We start from the raw sequence: 18,135 nt of genomic DNA, 5'->3' as shown, positions 1-18,135 counted from the left end.
TTTGTATCGATTTGATCTAAATATAAGAAGAGTTGAAATAAAAATTATGTATAGGAGATGGATCAAAAGGGTAAAGAGAAGCCCTTTTAATCCATCCTACTGAAAGACCGCGTCATTCAAGCTCAGTAAGACCAAAGGATTTCTTGACATGGTCTTTCAGTAAAAAAGTGCTTTGATAAGTAATTAAAGACTTATGGATAACTTCTTAAATATTATTTCTTGAAAATACCGAACGGTTTCCCCACAGGCAGCACAACTTGACCGAAATGAACATTCAAGACAGCTGCTGCGCATCCGTAAAACGAAAACAAAGCAATTAACAGCTCGGATACAGCAGCTAATAAATGCGTAAATTCATGCATGATGCCAAACGTACTTAAAGACAATCCGATAAATAGAAAATCGATTAAAACGAAAATAATGAACAAGACCTTGTGTGTTTCCATCGCCCCGATGGTCATAAAGATACTGAAAATCAAATAGCCGACAAAGGCAAAACCAAGTTGTTTTGGATCGGCAGCTGCCGCTAATTCTTCTCCAAGTGCTCCCATTTGAATGAGCCATGTCATTCCTACACCAAACCAAAATAAACCAAAGGCGCCAAATGCTGTCGCACCAAATGTATTATTATGTTTTGAATCTTGAATGGATGCGATCAATTGAGCCAAGCCGCCTAAGAAAACTGCCCACGGCAAGACTAATGAAACTCCGTCAGTTAGTCCAAGCTTTTGAAAGGATGCTACTAATGTGACCATAGCCAGTCCGAAAAGACCCAATGCCGACGGATCTGCCGTCACGATTTTAACATGCTGTGTATTTTCGTTGTTCATGATGAATAATAAACCTCCCTGATTTTAAACACATACTTGAAAAAGATACAGAAATGAGCGGAAAGTGTCAATGCTTTTTTACCTTCTTCTTTCTTTTTTCTGCTTTTTATGAGTCCTCTATACTGGATAAAAGTAATAACGTAAACGCTTTTTCATTCATGTTTTATTTTTTCTTTTATGGAATGGTTACGGAAAGACCGCACAAAATAGTTTTGAACAACTGTTAAAAGGAGAATTGATATGAAAACATCTATTGTTCAAAAACATGTATGTTTCGTTGCAGTATTCGCAGCTTTTATGCTATGTTGGGGATCCGTTTCATTTGCTGGGGCTTTACCTGAAAAATATGGTGCAAAAGGTGCTTTAAGCGACTCTTCGATTACATTAGATGAAGCATTGACATATGCGATTCAAGATGAATTTTTGGCACAGGCTCGCTATGATTCGGTTATTGAAAAATTCGGACCTGTCCGCCCGTTCACTCAAATTAAGGCTGCAGAACAACGGCATATTGAAGCGCTTCTTCCTTTGTTTAAACAATACAATGTGATTATTCCCGTGAATGACGCTGCCCGTTTTATTAACATTCCCCAAGCGGCAGAAGATGCTCTGGAAGCAGGTGTTTCAGCGGAAATTAACAATATTGCGATGTACGATAAGTTATTGAAGATACCCGATTTTCCTCCAAATGTCGAAAATGTTTTTTCCAGATTAGGCCATGCATCACGGAACCATCTTTCTGCACTCCAAGCGGCACTTAGATAAAAATGGGATAAGTGACGGTAAAATGGTTCGTGAAAATATATAAATCCACATAACCTTTGTGAGCTTACTCAAGATGGAAGAACAGAAAGGCCTGCATAGAAGAAAATCCGATAGAAAAGGTTAAAAGATTAATTTGGACTTATATAAACATAAAAACGGCACTTGAAAAATCCTTCCGTTTAGTGGATTTCTCAAACACCGCTCAATGGGCAAATCCTGGCTCGCAGACTGCCAACCAGGACTTTTCATTATACCTGTACCTTTTTTCCTTCTTCCAGAACGTGATGCAAAAGATGCGCCAAATGCTGGATTGGTCCATACTCCAGTTCATCCGCGTCATTTCCGAATTGCAAATCATTTAAATATAGGGCTACAAACTGATAAAAGTCTTTTAGTTCAAAACCGTAACACGCACTTGGTTCTTCATTTTCACCTTCGTAATGAAGCATTAAGTGTGAGGCCTTACCCTGTTCATCTTGTGCATCAAAAAAAATAAAAAATCCTACATCTGTATCAAGCTCGAACAGTTGTCTGGTCTCTTGTTCGGTTACTTTGTTAAAATCCTCTTCCGTTAATTTTTGAACTGTCATCTGTCCGATGGCATCTTCTCTATGTAACTGTACCGTAAAACTCTTCATCTTATCACCTCTAAGTAGTCTTCTCTCCTATCATAAACCATCTTATAAGATGAAAACAAATAAGAGAGCCAAATGAGGCGGGAGATGGTGGCAAGAAACACAAAAAGCCGCTTTGAAATTTCAAGCAGCTTCATATGTTTTATATTCATGATGCTGGAGCAGCGTTTGGGCCTGCAGCCGATCCTCGTCTGACTGAAAGCTGATGCGCAGCACTCCAAGCAATCCTTCTCTGGACTCAATGATATGAAGGTTTACAATACTGATTTCATGTTCCGCTAACAAAGTCGTGATGCGGGCAATCGCTCCAGGAACGTCGATAACGTCCACGTGCAAATCATAGTAAGCTGGAATTGCCCCTTTTGCACGAACGGGCAGTGCATCCCTGTAGTCTTTTGCATCTTCAAAAAATCGAGCAAGCGCTCGGTCATCTTCATTTAATAAAACGTTTTGAACTTGACGCATTTCCATAATCCACTCTTCTAAAAGCTGAAGAACATTATGGCGGTTTTGTTTTACGATGTCCTTCCACATGTTCGGACTGCTTGAGGCAATACGTGTAATATCACGAAACCCCCCTGCCGCTAAAAGGCTGACCAACGGATTATCTCCTGCATGTTTTTTGGCCAATTTCACCAAACCAGACGCGATGACATGCGGGAAATGGCTGATGACTCCTGTAATATAATCGTGTTCTGCTGTATCCAAAACAAGAAAATGGGCATTGGTTCCTTTCAGCCATCGCTTCAATTCTTCAACTTTCTCAAAGGAGGTAAAAGAATGGGGCGTTAACACATAGAATGCATTTTCGAATAAATGTGCCTTTGCGCTCTCAACTCCTGCTTTATGGGAGCCTGCCATCGGATGACCTCCGATGAATGTCACATTTCCTTTCCATAAATCATTGGCCTGTGCCATGATGTCTCCTTTTGTACTGCCGACATCAGAAATGATGACATCTTCCCTCAAATTGAAAGATGCCAATTTCTTCATCAGTTTCAACGTTTGTTCGACAGGTGATGCAAGAAGAATCAAGTTAGCTTTTTCCGCTTCTTCTTGCAAGCTTGAGGCCGCTTCATCAATCACTTGAAGCTCCCGAGCTTTTTTCAGTTGTTCTTTATTAATATCGTACCCGACAATTACAGCAGCCGCTTCTTTCTTGATGGCTAAAGCGATGGAGCCGCCAATAAGCCCTGTACCGATGAGCAATACCCGTCTTGTCACGATGTAACCCCTGCCTTTATTTGTTTTTTCTCCGCCATTAAACTTTTTATAATCGAAATGACTCCTGTATTTTGTTCTTTTGTTCCGATGGTGATGCGTACTCCGCTTGGAAACGGACGAACGATGAATCCTTTTTGGATAAGGTGTTCAAACCACCGTTGAGATTCATCCGTACAAATGAAAATAAAATTCGCCTCTGAAGGGTAATAATCGACTTCAAGCTCCTTTAATGCTTCTGCATATTGCTCTAATCCTTTTCTATTTTCTTCCGCACAAAATTGTAAGAAATCTTCGTCTTTCAAAGCTGTGACAGCAGCCGTTTGAGCAAACGTAGATGTGTTGAACGGCAATCTTACAATGTTAATTTTTTCGATCAGCTGTTCATTTCCGACTGCATAGCCAATTCGAAACGCCGCCAATCCGTATGCCTTTGAAAATGTCCGGAGCACTAACAAATTCTCAAATTCTTTCAGTAGAGGAATCGTTTGAGGGAAATCCTCCTTGTTCACATATTCATAGTAGGCTTCATCCACAACGACGAGTATGTTCTTTGGAACGGTCCGTAAAAAGTGAACAAGAGCTTCTTCCTTCACATACGTACCTGTCGGGTTATTCGGATTACAAATCCAAACTACTCTCGTTCGAATGTCGATTGCATTTGCCATTGTATCTAAATCGAACGCTCCATTTTTCAACGGAATTTCACGAACTTCACATCCCTCTACAATAGCGTGGTGTTTATATTGGGGAAAAGTGTTCGAAGCGGTGACGATATTATCGCCTTCGCGTAACATTGCCCGGCTGATCGTTTGGATTACTTCATCCAATCCGCTTCCAAATAAAAGCTGGCTTTCTTTCACATCTAAACGTTCAGCAAGTTTTTCCCTTAATTCGTTCGCTGCGCCATCTGGGTAGGACGAACAAAGAGAAAAAGAGTTTTGCAAAGCTCTTTCAACATGAGGAGAACACCCGAACGGATTTTCGTTTGATGCAAGCTTCACTACTTTTTCTACGTTATACTCCTTTTGGATATCCTCGGGGGATTTTCCTGGTTTGTATGGTTGCAGCATTAAAATTTGGGGTTTCATTTTCTATTCCTCACTTTCGTTTATCTATATAGATCGATTTAGAACATTCGACATGACCAAAGAACGGCCATGCCAAATTTTCTGGAGCTAAAGTAGGCTCGTTCCGCTTTTCTTGGCATCAAAACTCTCTTGCGTATTTTTTGTGCGCTTCAATGTTTTGATGAATCCATTCCATGCGATCTTGACCAAACTGTTCTACAAGGGCGTTGGCGAGTTCCCACGCTACTACGGATTCGGCGACAACACCCGCAGCAGGCACTGCACAGCTATCGGATCGCTCGATGCTCGCTTGAAACGGTTGCTTCGTCTCGATATCTACGCTCTCAAGCGGTTTGTAAAGGGTTGGAATCGGCTTCATTACACCTCTGACGACGATTGGCATACCTGTTGTCATTCCTCCCTCAAGGCCGCCTGCGCGATTTGTTTTTCTCACATATCCCTGTTCTTCATTCCATGTGATTTCATCATGCACAGCACTTCCCGGCGTTCGGGCCGCTTCAAACCCCACTCCGATTTCAACACCTTTAAAGGCGTTGATGCTCATCACCGCTCCTGCCAATTTTGAATCCAGTTTCCGGTCGTAATGCGTATAGCTGCCTACGCCAATCGGCATTCCTTCAGCTATAACTTCCACTATACCTCCGATCGAGTCTCCATTTTCTTTTGCCTCATCGATCATTTTCATCATGAGCGGTTCCGCTTCTTTATCCAAGCAGCGTACAGGGGAAGCTTCCACTCTCTCTTTCATCTCCTCCACAGATGGATAAAATTTAATGCTTGCTTGGACTCCACCAATTTCAAGTACATGTCCTGCAATTTGGACCCCCAGTTCGGAAAGAATTTTCTTTGCCACAGCCCCTGCGGCTACCCGAACCGTCGTCTCCCTTGCTGAAGACCGCTCTAATACATTACGCATGTCCCGATGCCCATATTTAATGGCACCATTTAAGTCAGCATGTCCTGGACGCGGTCTTGTGATTTGCCGTTTTACTTCTGCGGATTCGCCCTCCAAAGGTTCTGCTCCCATAATTTTCGTCCAATGCTTGTAATCATCGTTCACGACAACGAGGGTGATGGGAGAGCCAAGTGTCATGCCATGTCGGACTCCGCTTAAAATTTGCACTTGATCTTTTTCGATCTGCATACGTCTTCCGCGCCCGTATCCTTTTTGGCGTCTTGCCAGCTCTTCGTTAATATCCTCTGCTGCCAGTTCCAATCCTGCCGGCACTCCTTCAATAATGACTGTTAGCTGAGGACCATGTGATTCTCCTGCTGTTAAATATCTCATCGTATCTTTCCTCCCTTAGGTTCAACTAACACTCAGCGGGGATAACCCTCCGCTGAGTGAAGGTGCACTTTATGCCAGCTTTCCTTTAAACTCGCTCAATTCATTGATGAACTCGTTGAACTGAGGAATGTTCATTTGCTGAGCTGAATCGGATAAGGCAACTGCCGGGTCCGGGTGAACTTCCGCCATGATGGCATCAGCACCGATTGCGAGTGCCGCTTTGGCCGTTGGCAACAGTAAATCTCTTCTTCCTGTAGAGTGCGTGACATCGACGACAACCGGTAAATGTGTCTCTTTCTTTAAAATTGGAACAGCCGAAATATCCAATGTATTTCTTGTTGCTTTTTCGTATGTGCGAATTCCGCGTTCACATAAGATGATTTGATCGTTTCCTTGGGCAATGATGTATTCTGCTGCATTAATGAACTCTTCAATCGTAGCAGCAAGACCGCGTTTTAAAAGGACTGGTTTATTGATCTTTCCGACTGTTTTAAGTAGTTCGAAATTTTGCATGTTACGTGCCCCAACTTGAATGACATCCACATATTCTAAAGCGATTTCTACATCATGCGGTGTGACGATTTCACTGATGATGGACATTCCTACTTCATCGGCCACTTTTCTTAAAATTTGCAGTCCTTCCACACCTAACCCCTGGAAATCGTATGGGGAAGTACGAGGCTTGAACGCTCCGCCGCGCATGAGTGTAAGTCCTTGTTCTTTCATAGCTAATGCAACCTCTTTCACTTGCTCATAGCTTTCAACTGCACATGGGCCCATAATGAAACGCTGTTGGCCGTCTCCAATCGTTTCCCCGTTTATATCTACAATCGTATTTTCAGGGCGAGCTTTTCTGGAAACAAGTAAGGCTTTACGATGATCATCTTCCTGCAATTCAAGGCTCGCTTTGAAAATCTCCTTGAAAATATGTTGAATCGTTGATAATTCAAACGGGCCATTATGGTGCTCCGCAATCAAATCGAGCGCTTCTCTTTCGCGAACTGGATCAAATCGATTAACCCCTTGCTTTTTCTTTTGCTGGCCAATTTCTTGAGCAATTTCTCCACGCTCGTTTAACAACTTTAAAATCTGTAAATTAATTTGATCGATTTTGTTTCGTAATACCGTTAATTCATTTGTGCTCATGGTTTATTCCTCCTGAATTGTGTTAGTTTTATATTAAAATACAAGTGTTTGCATCTACAAACAAATAGAATATTGGAAATTTTCCGACTAGAAAAGTTTGTATTTCCTCTCAATCTACTGAGTTTGCCTCACCTCCTTAAAATAAAAAATCGTCCCTGCCGTATTAGATTAACGACAGGGACGATTTTCACCGCGGTACCACCCTCATTGTGAACAAGTTTGTTCACCTCTTGATATTGTTAACGATCATATGACCGTCTTTCCCTTCATAAAGATGGACTCTTTACTACGAAAAAGAAGCTCCAGGATTGTAATTCATGCTTATCTTTGTGCTGATTCGCACCGACCATCAGCTCTCTAAAACAGGGAGATAAGACACTACTCGTTTCCTTTCGTTGCTCATTGCTTATGAAATTATAGAGGGATGCTAATAAAAAAGCCCCTACTGGTTAACCAGTAGGGACGATGATTATCGCGGTACCACCCTAGTTGTGAACAAGTTTGTTCACCTCTTGATATTGTTAACGATCATATGACCGTCTTTCCCTTCATAAAGATGGACTCTTTACTACGAAAAAGAAGCTCCAGGATTGTAATTCATGCTTATCTTTGTACTGATTCGCACCGACCATCAGCTCTCTAAAACAGGGAGATAAAGCACTACTCGTTTCCTTTCGTCGCTCAAAATATATGTAAACCAGATTTTGTTAATGTTTCTTTGTTATGATTTGTATTATAAGGTCAATTTCAATTCTATGTCAACACTTTTCAGAAAAAAATATAAATCGATTTAGAAAATTAGGCATGACCGAAGCGGATGACGGTTGTCTGTATCTCCAATTGTAATGCGTCTTGATTGAATGAAGATGTGTCGAGTTATTAAGTGGAACGTAGATAGAAAAACGCAAAAAAGCTGCCAGAATTTCTGGCAGCTTTTTTTATATGGGGCAATAAAACTCTCACTCAGTGAAGTTTCCTTTATATTTTAAGAAATAATCAGCATACATTCATTCATTTTGCAACTTAAAACAACGAAAGCCCTACCTCTCTTTCGTCCTCACGGCTCCGATGACCGCGCCAGTATGAATCAAGTTTAGCAAAATACACATTTCAATAACTGGGATTTTAGAAAAATGGTAGAATAACTCATTTCGAGGAATATAAAGAAGATGTTTAAAACAGCAACTTTTAAAGTTTACACTTTTTCCAAATCGATTGCAAGTGTTTTTTAAAATTAATCCATTACTCCTGTTCGCAGGATGCTTGTCTTTACGTTTACTTTAAACGAAGCTCCTGGGAATTTCTTATGCCACTCTTCTTTCGTTAACGTTATCCCTCGTACTTTTGCATCAATTAGCTTAATGTCACCATTGCTTTTAATATCATCAACAGTAATATATACGACTTCTTCCCTCGGATTTTTTTCAAACATGTTTTCTTTTAGCTTATCTGTTTTTCAGGATTAGCAGTTTCCTCGTTCTTGTCTCTTTTTTTAATTTTCCTTTTCATTAATCTCATATCATTCACCCATTTAAAGCAATCGTTTCCAGTATAGCTCCCTACCCCTTTAGTTTTAATGCGGGATAAAAACAAGGGAATCGAGGAATGCTTAGTCATAGTGGATAATCTCAAAATTTGGAAGGGGATTTTTTTATGGGAAATCGCTCTAATTTAATGAAGACATCTCTTCTATCTATATCGGTTACCTCTCTTCTCGTTCTCTCTCCGCTGAGCGCCATACCGGCTGTAACACCTTTGGCAGCTGAGCAAAGACAAGAAAGTAACACATGGAATTTAAATGATATATACCAGTCCGAAACGGTTTTTAATAAAGAGTTGCAACATGTGAAACAAATCTTACTACCTAAGTTGAGTAAATACGAAGGTAAGCTGGACAATGCGAAAACCCTTTTGCAGCTTTTCAAATTGAATGAAAAGACAGCTCGAAAAGTAGAAAAGCTATACTTGTACGCCCACCTTATGAAAGATTTGAATATCGAAAATGAACATGCAGCCACTTTATGTGCAGTGACAGAGCAGTTGTATGCGGATTACGGAGCCGTTGTTTCATACATTGAACCTGAACTGCTTTCTCTTCCCGATCAAACATTTAAAAAAATAAAAAAAGATACTCTTTTGAAAGAGTACGCCCTCCAATTGGAAGCTTCCTATCGGCAAAAGGCACATACCTTATCCAAAAAAGAAGAAGCTTTACTTGCCAGGCTCTCTCCCCTTACAGGTGTGCCGGAACAGATTTATGACAATGCGTCGGTAGGAGACATCAAATATGAAAGCATTAAACGTCCGGATGGCCGAAACGTTGAGATATCCGAAAGTACATACCCTACAGAATTGGAGCATGAAAACCGTGATTACCGGAAAGCAGCCTTTAAAGCCTTTTTCACAAGCTATGACCGAATTAAACATACATCAGCTGCTTCTCTATTCGGGTCAGTTAAAGTCGATGAGCTGCTTGCTGATACTAGGCATTACAAATCTGGATTAGACGCCAGCCTCTCCAGTGGTTTTATTCCAGCAAGCGTATTTGACAATCTTCTTTCAACAGTCGATGAAAACTTGTCTTCTCTGCACCGGTACATTGATTTGCGAAAAAGGGTGCTAAAACTTGACCAAGTGCACGCCTATGATATGTATGTTCCGCTTGTCGATCAGTCGGTCGTGAATGATATGAAATTCCCGATCGACAAAGCGAAATCCACGATATCGGAAGGACTCCAGCCTCTTGGAAAAGACTACGTCCAAAAAGTAAATACAGGATTTCAAAACCGATGGCTGGATGTTTATCCAAAAAAGAAGAAGGCAACAGGAGCCTATAATTGGGACACATATGATACCCATCCCTTCATTTTACTTAACCATGACGGGTCATTAAACGACATGCTGACCATCGCACATGAAATGGGACATGCAATGAACTCGGTCTATACGAATGAAAAGCAGCCTTATCATCATGGGGGACAATCCATTTTCACAGCCGAAGTCGCTTCCACCGCCAACGAGCTTATCATGATGGACTATTTAATCAACAAAGCAAAAACAGATGACGAGAAGCTCTTTTTAATTAACAAGCAAATCGATACAATTCGGGGTACGGTTTATTTTCAGACCATGTATTCGGAGTTTGAAAAAAAGATCCATGACAAAGTCCGCAATAAGGAAAGCTTAACAGCTCAAGGCTTGAACGAAATGTGGTCAAATGTCCTCCAAAAGTATCACGGTCCCTCTTATAAAGTGGACGAACTGGCCGGTGTAGGATGGTCTCGGATTTCTCACTTCTATTCGCAGTATTATGTATATAAATACGCCACTTCCATGGCAGCCGCTTTTGAACTGGTTAAACAAATGAAAGAAGACCCGACAGGTGCAGCAACAAAGCGCTACTTGGACTTTTTGGCGGCAGGAACCTCTGACTATCCTATTCAATTACTGCAAAACGCAGGAGTAGATATGAATTCTCCAAAACCGATTGAACATGTATTGAATTATTTCGATTCCCTTGTTACGGAGATGGAACGGATTTTAAAAAAACAAGGGAAGATTTAATAAAAAGGCCTTCTCGCTCCATCTTTCCATAGCGAAAAGGCCTTTTTAATTTAGTTGTTTATTCTATTGAAATTATTTTAATTATATTAAGAAAAGAAAATGACGTAGTGGCTACAACAAAAGAATTATTTGATTCATATTTTGAACAGTTTTTCTCGTTGAATGTCAAAAAAGCTCCTCCGCCTTCTACTTTCTTGAAAAATGAATAAAAAGCAGGACTATACTCCCTTCTCAAGGATGCAAATAATAGAACGGAATAAATCGTTTCTCTTACAAAACACATACTCGACACAAGACTTTAAGCCCCCGTTTTCTGCAGAAGAAGTAGCTTTCCAACAAAAATCAGAACATATTTACCTGGTTAATTATAAACTTACCTATTTTTACCAAAAGCAATAATCTAGTAATAACTCATGCATATTCAAGGAGGAAGTTTATGGTCAGTAAAAAATCTATTAAAAAGCCCCTTCTATCATTGATGCTCGCTGCGAGCGTAAGTATTGGAGGGTCATCTGTTTATGCAGCACCTTCCGTTTCATCCCCTTCTGCCCATGCTTTTGATAACAAATTGATTAAGCGTATTAATGTGGACAGTATTTATAACCATATTGATTTCCTCTCCAAATCCCCTCGTGTGGCAGGAACGGATGGTGAAAAGAATGCCGTCAAGTACATCCAAAAACAGTTTGATTCATATGGATATGAATCAGAATTGCAACCGTTTACGTTTTGGGGATACAAAGAAGCCGACGAATTTTCTCTTGACGTTAATGGGGACAGGCTCTCTGATGTCAGCACTTTTACATATGGAATCAACGGTGACGTAGGTGGTAAGCTCGTATATGCAGGTCTTGGAACAGTCGAGGATGTGGCAAAGGTTAATTTAGAAGGGAAAATAGCTCTTATTAAACGGGGGGACATATCCTTTGCCGAAAAAATTGTCAATGCTGCAAAGGCGGGAGCAAAAGGAGTGCTTATTTTTAACCATTCTGCAGGTACTCTGAATGGTACACTCGGCGGTCCTGATGAAAACCTAGTTCCGGCTCTTGCTTTAACGAAAGAGCAAGGTGAAGCAATTGTCTCCCAATTAGATGCTGGACAAACCGTAACGGCTTCCATTCACATTGGAGGGGCAGAAACAAAAGAAAGCACTTCTTATAATGTTGTGGCCAAAAAGGCTGCAAGCCAAAAAAATAAAGATACAAATCAAATCATGATTATCGGTGCCCACCACGATTCCGTTGAAGGAGCACCAGGTGCTAATGATGACGCTTCTGGTACTGCCGTGACACTAGAACTGGCACGCGTGATGGCTAGCCTTCCAACAGATACAGAATTACGCTTCGTTACATTTGGGGCTGAAGAAAATGGGCTGATTGGATCATATGAATATGTGGATTCCCTATCCGATGATGAAATTAAACGAACCGTTGGCATGTTCCAAATGGATATGGTAGGCAGCAAAGATGCAGGCGATCTGATTATGTATACAATTGATGGGGAACAAAATGCCGTGACAGACCTTGGAGCTTCTGCAGGAGCTAGATTGAACGGAGAAGCTGTTGCGTATGGAAAAGAAGGGCGCAGCGATCACGAGCCATTCCATGTTGCAGGCATTCCAGCTGCCCTGTTCATTCATGCACCTGTGGAGCCGTGGTATCATTCACCGGAAGACACCATTGATAAAATCAGTAAAGAAAAACTGCAAGATGTGGCCGAAATTGTTGGGTCAGCTGTTTATCAAGCAGCTCGTCCGGATACACCGGCCTTACAACATGCGAGGGTTGCCCCTCAAAAAGTAGAATATCCTTTTGAAGAAAGAGAATTAGAATAATGAGAAGGCCCTGTTTGAAAATCCAGTAAATCAAGATTTCATGGCAGGGCCTTTCATTAAAACAATCAGTATTTATGGTTTATTGAATTATGGCTCAACCTATTATTTAAAAGCCATGGTTGCATGAATAGCTTTTTTCCAACCGCTGTATAACTTTTCACTTGTCTCTGGTTGCATAGATGGTTTAAAAGAACTGTCAATATTCCACTGTGAGGCAATCTCTTCTTTTCCGTTCCAGTATCCAACAGCTAACCCCGCTAAATAAGCCGCACCAAGAGCGGTGGTTTCATTGACGACCGGACGTTCAACAGGTACTCCTAACATATCGCTTTGGAATTGCATCAAGAAATTGTTTTTCACAGCCCCCCCGTCTACACGAAGAGTTTTTAAAGAAATGCCTGAATCCGCCTCCATTGCTGTTAATACGTCTTTCGTTTGGAAGGCTAACGATTCAAGAGTTGCTCGTACAAAATGTTCTTTCGTTGTCCCGCGAGTGAGACCAAATACAGCCCCTCTTACATCACTATCCCAATATGGAGTTCCTAACCCGACAAAAGCCGGAACCACGTACACGCCTTCTGTTGAGTCAACACGTGCGGCATATTGCTCGCTATCTTTTGCATCATTAAACATGCGCAATCCGTCTCTTAACCATTGAATGGCAGAGCCTGCTACAAAAATACTTCCTTCAAGAGCGTATTCTACTTTTCCGTTTATTCCCCATGCGATTGTCGTTAACAAACCACGATCAGATGCAACCGCTTTCTCACCTGTGTTCATTAACATAAAGCATCCTGTTCCATACGTATTTTTCGCCATGCCTTTATCAAAGCACGCTTGGCCGAACAATGCTGCTTGTTGATCTCCTGCAGCACCTGCAATCGGTACTTCATGACCAAAGAAATGGTATGTAACCGTATGTGCATATACTTCAGATGAAGGGCGCACTTCCGGTAACATCGAAGCTGGGATGGTTAAAATGTCAAGGAGTTCTTCATCCCATTTCAGCTCATGAATATTGTACATAAGCGTCCTGGAAGCATTCGAATAATCCGTTACATGGGCCTGCCCGCCAGAAAGCTTCCAAATGAGCCACGTATCAATCGTACCAAATAATAGTTCGCCTTTTTCCGCTTTTTCTCTAGCGCCTTCTACATTGTCCAAAATCCATTTTACTTTCGTGCCAGAGAAATAGGCATCAATCAATAAACCTGTTTTCTCCCTGAAAAGGTCATTGTAACCTTTTTCTTTCAACTTTTCACAAATATCGGCTGTTTGTCTCGATTGCCACACGATGGCATTGTATATAGGCTTTCCTGTCTCCTTTTCCCATACTACCGTTGTTTCACGCTGGTTCGTGATTCCGATACCAACAATTTGTTCTGGTTTAATATCCGACTCAGAAAGGCATGTGGCAATAACCGCAAGAATGGATCCCCAAATTTCGTTTGCATTGTGCTCGACCCAACCTGGTTTTGGGAAATGTTGAGTAAACTCTCGTTGAGCTACATGTACAATTTCTCCTTTTTGGTTAAAGATGATAGCACGGGAGCTAGTTGTTCCTTGGTCTAATGATAAAATGTATTTTTCCATCTTGAAAACCTCCAATTATATTTACTTTCGATTACGCAGCTAATTTTTTATTTGGTGTATTAACTGTTGATTTTTTGCTTATGAAATATAATACAACTAAAATAATTGCCATAACACCTGATACAAACCAGAACTCCTGTGTCATTTGTCCTAAAAATACCGCTTTATAAAATACTCCACCGAAAGATCCGCCGAGGATTGGCCCCACTACAGGAATCCAAGCATACCCCCAGTTAGATCCCCCTTTTCCTGGAATAGGGAGAAAGAAATGAGCGATTCTCGGACCTAAATCACGAGCAGGATTTAACGCATAACCAGTTGTTCCGCCCAATGAAAGCCCTAAGCTTAAGATTAAGAAACCGACAATTAGTGGGTTCAAGCCATCAGTAAATTTATTCGCCCCAATTGAAAGAATGCCTACAACCAAGATAAATGTTCCGATAATTTCACTTAACACGTTTGAAAATGCGTGGCTAATAGCAGGGCCCGTCGAGAATACGCCGAGCTTTGTGCCGGCATCTTCTGTTTCTTTCCAGTGTGGTAAATAGTGCAAATAAACCATAACAGCCCCGATGATGGCTCCGATAAATTGAGCTAAAATATATGATGGTACACCGCTCCAAGCAAAATCCCCTTTAAACGCTAGTGCTAATGTAACAGCCGGGTTTAAGTGAGCTCCGCTAAATTGACCTACTGCATATACGGCGATCGTTACCGCCAATGCCCATCCCCATGTAATCACAATCCAGCCAGAATTCGCAGCAAAAGATTTCTTTAACGAAACTCCCGCACACACACCTCCGCCTAAAATAATTAAAATGGCTGTTCCTAACACTTCCCCTAAAAATGGTGTCATGCTTTTTCCTCCTCTTCTTTTTGTAAACACTTATGCGATTCTATAGATAGAGACGATAAGAAGATAAAAAAAACAAAGACTCAACACAAAATACCCTATAAATAAATAATAGGAATTTTTGCGTGAGTCTCCGTTTTCTCCATCACAACTTATCAACTTGTTATCCTAACTATAAAGGACGTTGTAAGCGGTGTCAATTGATTTTTTTCAAAAAATCGTCACATTTATACTGTCCGTACAAGCAAACCTCCTCCTTCCCAGATTAAAGTACTCTTATCCTTTAATCTGATTAAATACATCTTCTAATGATGAGTAACCTTTTGATTCGTTTTGTTCCGACTGAATCGTCCATTGTGTTTCTTGTAAAGCAAGTTCTTTGCTTTCATTTTTTACATATGGCTGATGAATCATATACACATGTTCTCCTTTTTTGACCGTATATCCCATGTAATAGAGATCATTTACGCCTTCTTCCTCGTAAATTCCGATTTCATCCAATTGATATTGCTCCAACAGCGGTTCCAGCGAATGGAGCATTTCGTTCATTCTTTCTTCTCTCTTCAAAAACTGCATGGCCATTTTCTCCTTTCGTCTCAACTTCTCTTTGTTATTGTTTCCGTTTTGGGACAACTATACAAACCTCCTTTTCGATTCAAAAACAGGACGATTTTTACCGGATTAATTTTCTGAATATTTTTACTTTAATATATTTTTGCAAGCGTTTTCTTCGTCATAACCATGGGGTATACAGAGATAAAACTTAGAATGACAAGAGGTTTAGATCACTTGAAAGAGGGGGTATTTATTGTTACCGTAGATAACTGTAAGTAGTTTGAACGGTTATTCAAGCTGAATAGTTATCATTTCTCATTGAAGAGATTCTATAAAAGAAATAAGGAGAGATTTTGTGCAACTAGAAATTTTTATTTCATTAGGTATTTATTTAATTGGGATGTTATTGATTGGTTTATATTCTTTTAAACAAACATCCGATCTTAACGATTATATGTTGGGAGGAAGAGGTCTTGGTCCTGCAGTTACCGCTTTATCCGCAGGAGCATCGGATATGAGCGGATGGATGCTGATGGGATTGCCTGGCGCCATGTACGCGAGCGGTTTGTCCAGTCTATGGATTGCCGTCGGTTTATTGATTGGTGCCTATGTAAACTATTTAATCCTTGCTCCAAGACTCCGTACGTATACAGAAGTAGCCAATGATTCCATCACAATCCCCGACTTTCTTGAAAACCGCTTTAAGGACCATACGAAAATGCTTCGGTTCGTCTCAGCGATCGTTATCATTATTTTCTTCACATTATATACATCAGCGGGGCTCGTATCCGGTGGACGCCTATTTGAAGCCTCATTCGGTCTGGACTATAAACTAGGGTTGTTTGTTACAGCCGGAGTGGTAGTAGCTTATACATTGTTTGGCGGATTTTTAGCCGTAAGTTTAACTGACTTTGTACAAGGTATCATTATGTTCATCGCTCTTATTTTAGTACCGGTTGTCGCTTTTACAGATGTGGGAGGAGTACAGCTCGCTCTAGATGAAGTTCGCCGCATTGATCCTTCTTTGCTCGACTTCTTTAAAGGAACATCTGTTTTAGGAATTGTTTCTCTTTTGGCATGGGGGTTAGGCTATTTTGGGCAACCGCATATTATCGTTCGTTTTATGGCTATTTCCTCTGTTAAAGAGCTAAAAACAGCACGCCGTATCGGCATTGGCTGGATGGCTATCTCTATTATTGGGGCCATGCTGACAGGTCTAGTTGGCATCGCCTATTATTCCATCCATAATGAGCAGCTTGTCGACCCGGAAACAGTCTTCATTGTTTTTTCTGATATCTTATTCCATCCTTATATTACAGGATTCTTATTGGCGGCGATTCTCGCAGCCATTATGAGCACGATTTCCTCGCAGCTGCTTGTAACATCAAGTGCAATGACAGAAGATTTTTATAAATCATTCTTCCGCCGGGATGCAACAGATAAAGAACTTGTACTAATTGGCCGTTTGGCTGTATTGCTCGTGGCAATAATAGGTATTTTCCTTTCTTATACACCAAATGATACAATCTTAAACCTTGTCGGGTATGCATGGGCTGGATTTGGTTCAGCATTCGGACCTGCTATTCTATTGAGTCTATATTGGAAACGCATGACGAAGTGGGGAGCCCTTGCCGGTATTGTGACAGGAGCAGTTACGGTCCTTGTGTGGGTAAATATTCCTAACTTAAAAGAAATCATGTATGAAATGATTCCTGGATTCTTTCTTAGCTTGATTGCCGTCATCATCGTCAGCTTGCTAACAAAAGAACCGTCTGAAAAGGTGCAAGATACATTTGAAGAAATGGAAGAAGTGATGCAAGAAGATTAATGGAAAGGGCTGTTTTGCCCTTTCCATTAATCTTCTGAAAGGCCCCGTTATGAAGTTTGCAGTAAAATCGGGATTAAGTAATGGGGCCTTTCATTAAAAAAGAATTTATTTTGGTGATTAATTAGAGACCCATGAATGTGAATAAAGGCGATTCCTTTACATATCTTTTACTGAATGCATTACACGGCAGTTTAGAAAGGAGAATCAGCCATGAACCCATCTTTTCATCCTTACCCTCCCCACCGGAATAATGCGGCATCTCATTCTCAATCAAATCGCACTATTACCGTTTACGGGCAAGGGACGATTGAAGCGATGCCGGATACCATTATGATGACCATTGGGATAACAACGGAAAATCAAAATGTTCAAGAAGCCCTCAGACAAAATTCCGTTGCAGCATCTCAATTGATAGAGGCGCTCCATCAGCTCGGTTTATCAGATCAGCAAATTGAAACTTCTTCTTTTACCATCAATCCGAAATATGAATACAGTGAAGGAAAATCAACATTGATTGGCTATGAAGTACAACACTTATTCACGATTACTGTCAAAGACGTAAAACAAGCCGGGGAAGTCTATGCATCAGCTGTTGCAAATGGAGCAAACATTGCCCGGAACCTGCAATTTCAACTGCAAAATGCAGATCTTTATTATCAGGAAGCATTAAAAGCTGCTGTTCAAAACGCCACTGAAAAAGCATATACAATCGCCCGTTCACTAAGGGTTACCCTTCAAGAGCAGCCCATCGAAGTGATTGAAGAAACACTCTCCCCAGTTTATGAACGGTCATTCGAAGCAAAAGCCACCGTTTTAGCAGCCTCATCGGTCCCTCCTATCCAGCCTGGTGAACAGCAAATCGAGGCAAAAGTTAAAGTCGTCTTTTCATACGTGTGAGAATTGAATCTTTTTCCTCCTATTTGATATAGTTA

General features: G+C 40.9%; 15 protein-coding genes and 2 other annotated features. Of the genes, 5 read left to right on the top strand and 10 right to left on the bottom strand.

The window, feature by feature from the left end; translation table 11 throughout:
• Nucleotides 1-212 precede the first annotated feature (212 nt).
• Entirely contained in the window at nucleotides 213-830 is a 618-nt protein-coding gene (locus BK575_RS06300) for an acetate uptake transporter (RefSeq protein WP_078409404.1), read from the bottom strand.
• Nucleotides 831-1,070: 240 nt separating this feature from the next.
• On the opposite strand from BK575_RS06300, the gene BK575_RS06295 reads away from it, so the two are divergent.
• Nucleotides 1,071-1,595 (top strand): ferritin-like domain-containing protein, encoded by a 525-nt coding sequence (locus tag BK575_RS06295; protein ID WP_078409403.1) that lies wholly within the window; start codon nucleotides 1,071-1,073, stop codon nucleotides 1,593-1,595.
• Between the two features lie 248 nt (nucleotides 1,596-1,843).
• Here the strand turns inward: BK575_RS06295 and BK575_RS06290 are convergent, their stop codons facing one another.
• The 6 genes from BK575_RS06290 to BK575_RS06265 form a co-directional block, all read right to left on the bottom strand.
• Nucleotides 1,844-2,233, bottom strand: a complete 390-nt coding sequence (locus BK575_RS06290) for a cytosolic protein (protein WP_078409402.1) — start codon at nucleotides 2,231-2,233, stop codon at nucleotides 1,844-1,846.
• A gap of 120 nt (nucleotides 2,234-2,353) precedes the next feature.
• Nucleotides 2,354-3,454 (bottom strand): prephenate dehydrogenase, encoded by a 1,101-nt coding sequence (locus BK575_RS06285; RefSeq protein ID WP_078409401.1) that lies wholly within the window; start codon nucleotides 3,452-3,454, stop codon nucleotides 2,354-2,356.
• Entirely contained in the window at nucleotides 3,451-4,542 is a 1,092-nt protein-coding gene (gene hisC / locus BK575_RS06280; RefSeq protein ID WP_078409400.1) for a histidinol-phosphate transaminase, read from the bottom strand. The genes BK575_RS06285 and hisC overlap by 4 nt, the downstream gene beginning before the upstream one ends.
• 118 nt (nucleotides 4,543-4,660) lie before the next feature.
• Nucleotides 4,661-5,830, bottom strand: coding sequence for a chorismate synthase (aroC, locus tag BK575_RS06275; RefSeq protein ID WP_078409399.1), 1,170 nt, complete (start codon nucleotides 5,828-5,830; stop codon nucleotides 4,661-4,663).
• A gap of 69 nt (nucleotides 5,831-5,899) precedes the next feature.
• Complete coding sequence (locus tag BK575_RS06270) at nucleotides 5,900-6,976, bottom strand: bifunctional 3-deoxy-7-phosphoheptulonate synthase/chorismate mutase (protein WP_078409398.1); 1,077 nt, start codon at nucleotides 6,974-6,976, stop codon at nucleotides 5,900-5,902.
• A 173-nt stretch (nucleotides 6,977-7,149) separates the two neighbouring features.
• Nucleotides 7,150-7,381: a binding site (T-box leader), on the bottom strand.
• Nucleotides 7,382-7,431: 50 nt separating this feature from the next.
• Nucleotides 7,432-7,663 (bottom strand) — a binding site (T-box leader).
• A gap of 547 nt (nucleotides 7,664-8,210) precedes the next feature.
• Nucleotides 8,211-8,408, bottom strand: coding sequence for a hypothetical protein (locus BK575_RS06265; RefSeq protein ID WP_078409397.1), 198 nt, complete (start codon nucleotides 8,406-8,408; stop codon nucleotides 8,211-8,213).
• 242 nt (nucleotides 8,409-8,650) lie between these two features.
• On the opposite strand from BK575_RS06265, the gene pepF reads away from it, so the two are divergent.
• On the top strand, nucleotides 8,651-10,540 hold the full coding sequence (gene pepF, locus BK575_RS06260) for an oligoendopeptidase F (RefSeq protein WP_078414670.1): 1,890 nt from the start codon (nucleotides 8,651-8,653) through the stop codon (nucleotides 10,538-10,540).
• Nucleotides 10,541-10,976: 436 nt separating this feature from the next.
• Entirely contained in the window at nucleotides 10,977-12,374 is a 1,398-nt protein-coding gene (locus BK575_RS06255) for a M28 family peptidase (protein WP_169907588.1), read from the top strand.
• A 102-nt stretch (nucleotides 12,375-12,476) separates the two neighbouring features.
• Here BK575_RS06255 and glpK read toward each other — a convergent pair whose 3' ends face one another.
• The 3 genes from glpK to BK575_RS06240 all read right to left on the bottom strand — a co-directional run bounded on the left by glpK (nucleotide 12,477) and on the right by BK575_RS06240 (nucleotide 15,453).
• The gene (gene glpK / locus BK575_RS06250) at nucleotides 12,477-13,967 is read right to left on the bottom strand and encodes a glycerol kinase GlpK (RefSeq protein WP_078409396.1); all 1,491 of its coding nucleotides are present in this window, start codon (nucleotides 13,965-13,967) and stop codon (nucleotides 12,477-12,479) included.
• A gap of 31 nt (nucleotides 13,968-13,998) precedes the next feature.
• Entirely contained in the window at nucleotides 13,999-14,823 is an 825-nt protein-coding gene (locus tag BK575_RS06245) for an MIP/aquaporin family protein (RefSeq protein ID WP_078409395.1), read from the bottom strand.
• Between the two features lie 273 nt (nucleotides 14,824-15,096).
• A complete protein-coding gene (locus BK575_RS06240; protein ID WP_078409394.1) occupies nucleotides 15,097-15,453 on the bottom strand; it encodes a DUF5634 family protein in 357 nt (118 codons plus the stop codon).
• 277 nt (nucleotides 15,454-15,730) lie between these two features.
• On the opposite strand from BK575_RS06240, the gene putP reads away from it, so the two are divergent.
• Both putP and BK575_RS06230 read left to right on the top strand, forming a co-directional pair.
• Nucleotides 15,731-17,203, top strand: coding sequence for a sodium/proline symporter PutP (putP, locus tag BK575_RS06235; RefSeq protein WP_078409393.1), 1,473 nt, complete (start codon nucleotides 15,731-15,733; stop codon nucleotides 17,201-17,203).
• Nucleotides 17,204-17,413: 210 nt separating this feature from the next.
• Nucleotides 17,414-18,100, top strand: coding sequence for an SIMPL domain-containing protein (locus tag BK575_RS06230; RefSeq protein ID WP_078409392.1), 687 nt, complete (start codon nucleotides 17,414-17,416; stop codon nucleotides 18,098-18,100).
• Nucleotides 18,101-18,135 lie beyond the last annotated feature (35 nt).

Source organism: Priestia abyssalis (assembly GCF_002019595.1).
In the GTDB taxonomy this organism is placed as follows: Bacteria; Bacillota; Bacilli; order Bacillales; family Bacillaceae_H; genus Bacillus_BA; species Bacillus_BA abyssalis.
This window is presented reverse-complemented; position numbering and strand designations above follow the sequence as displayed.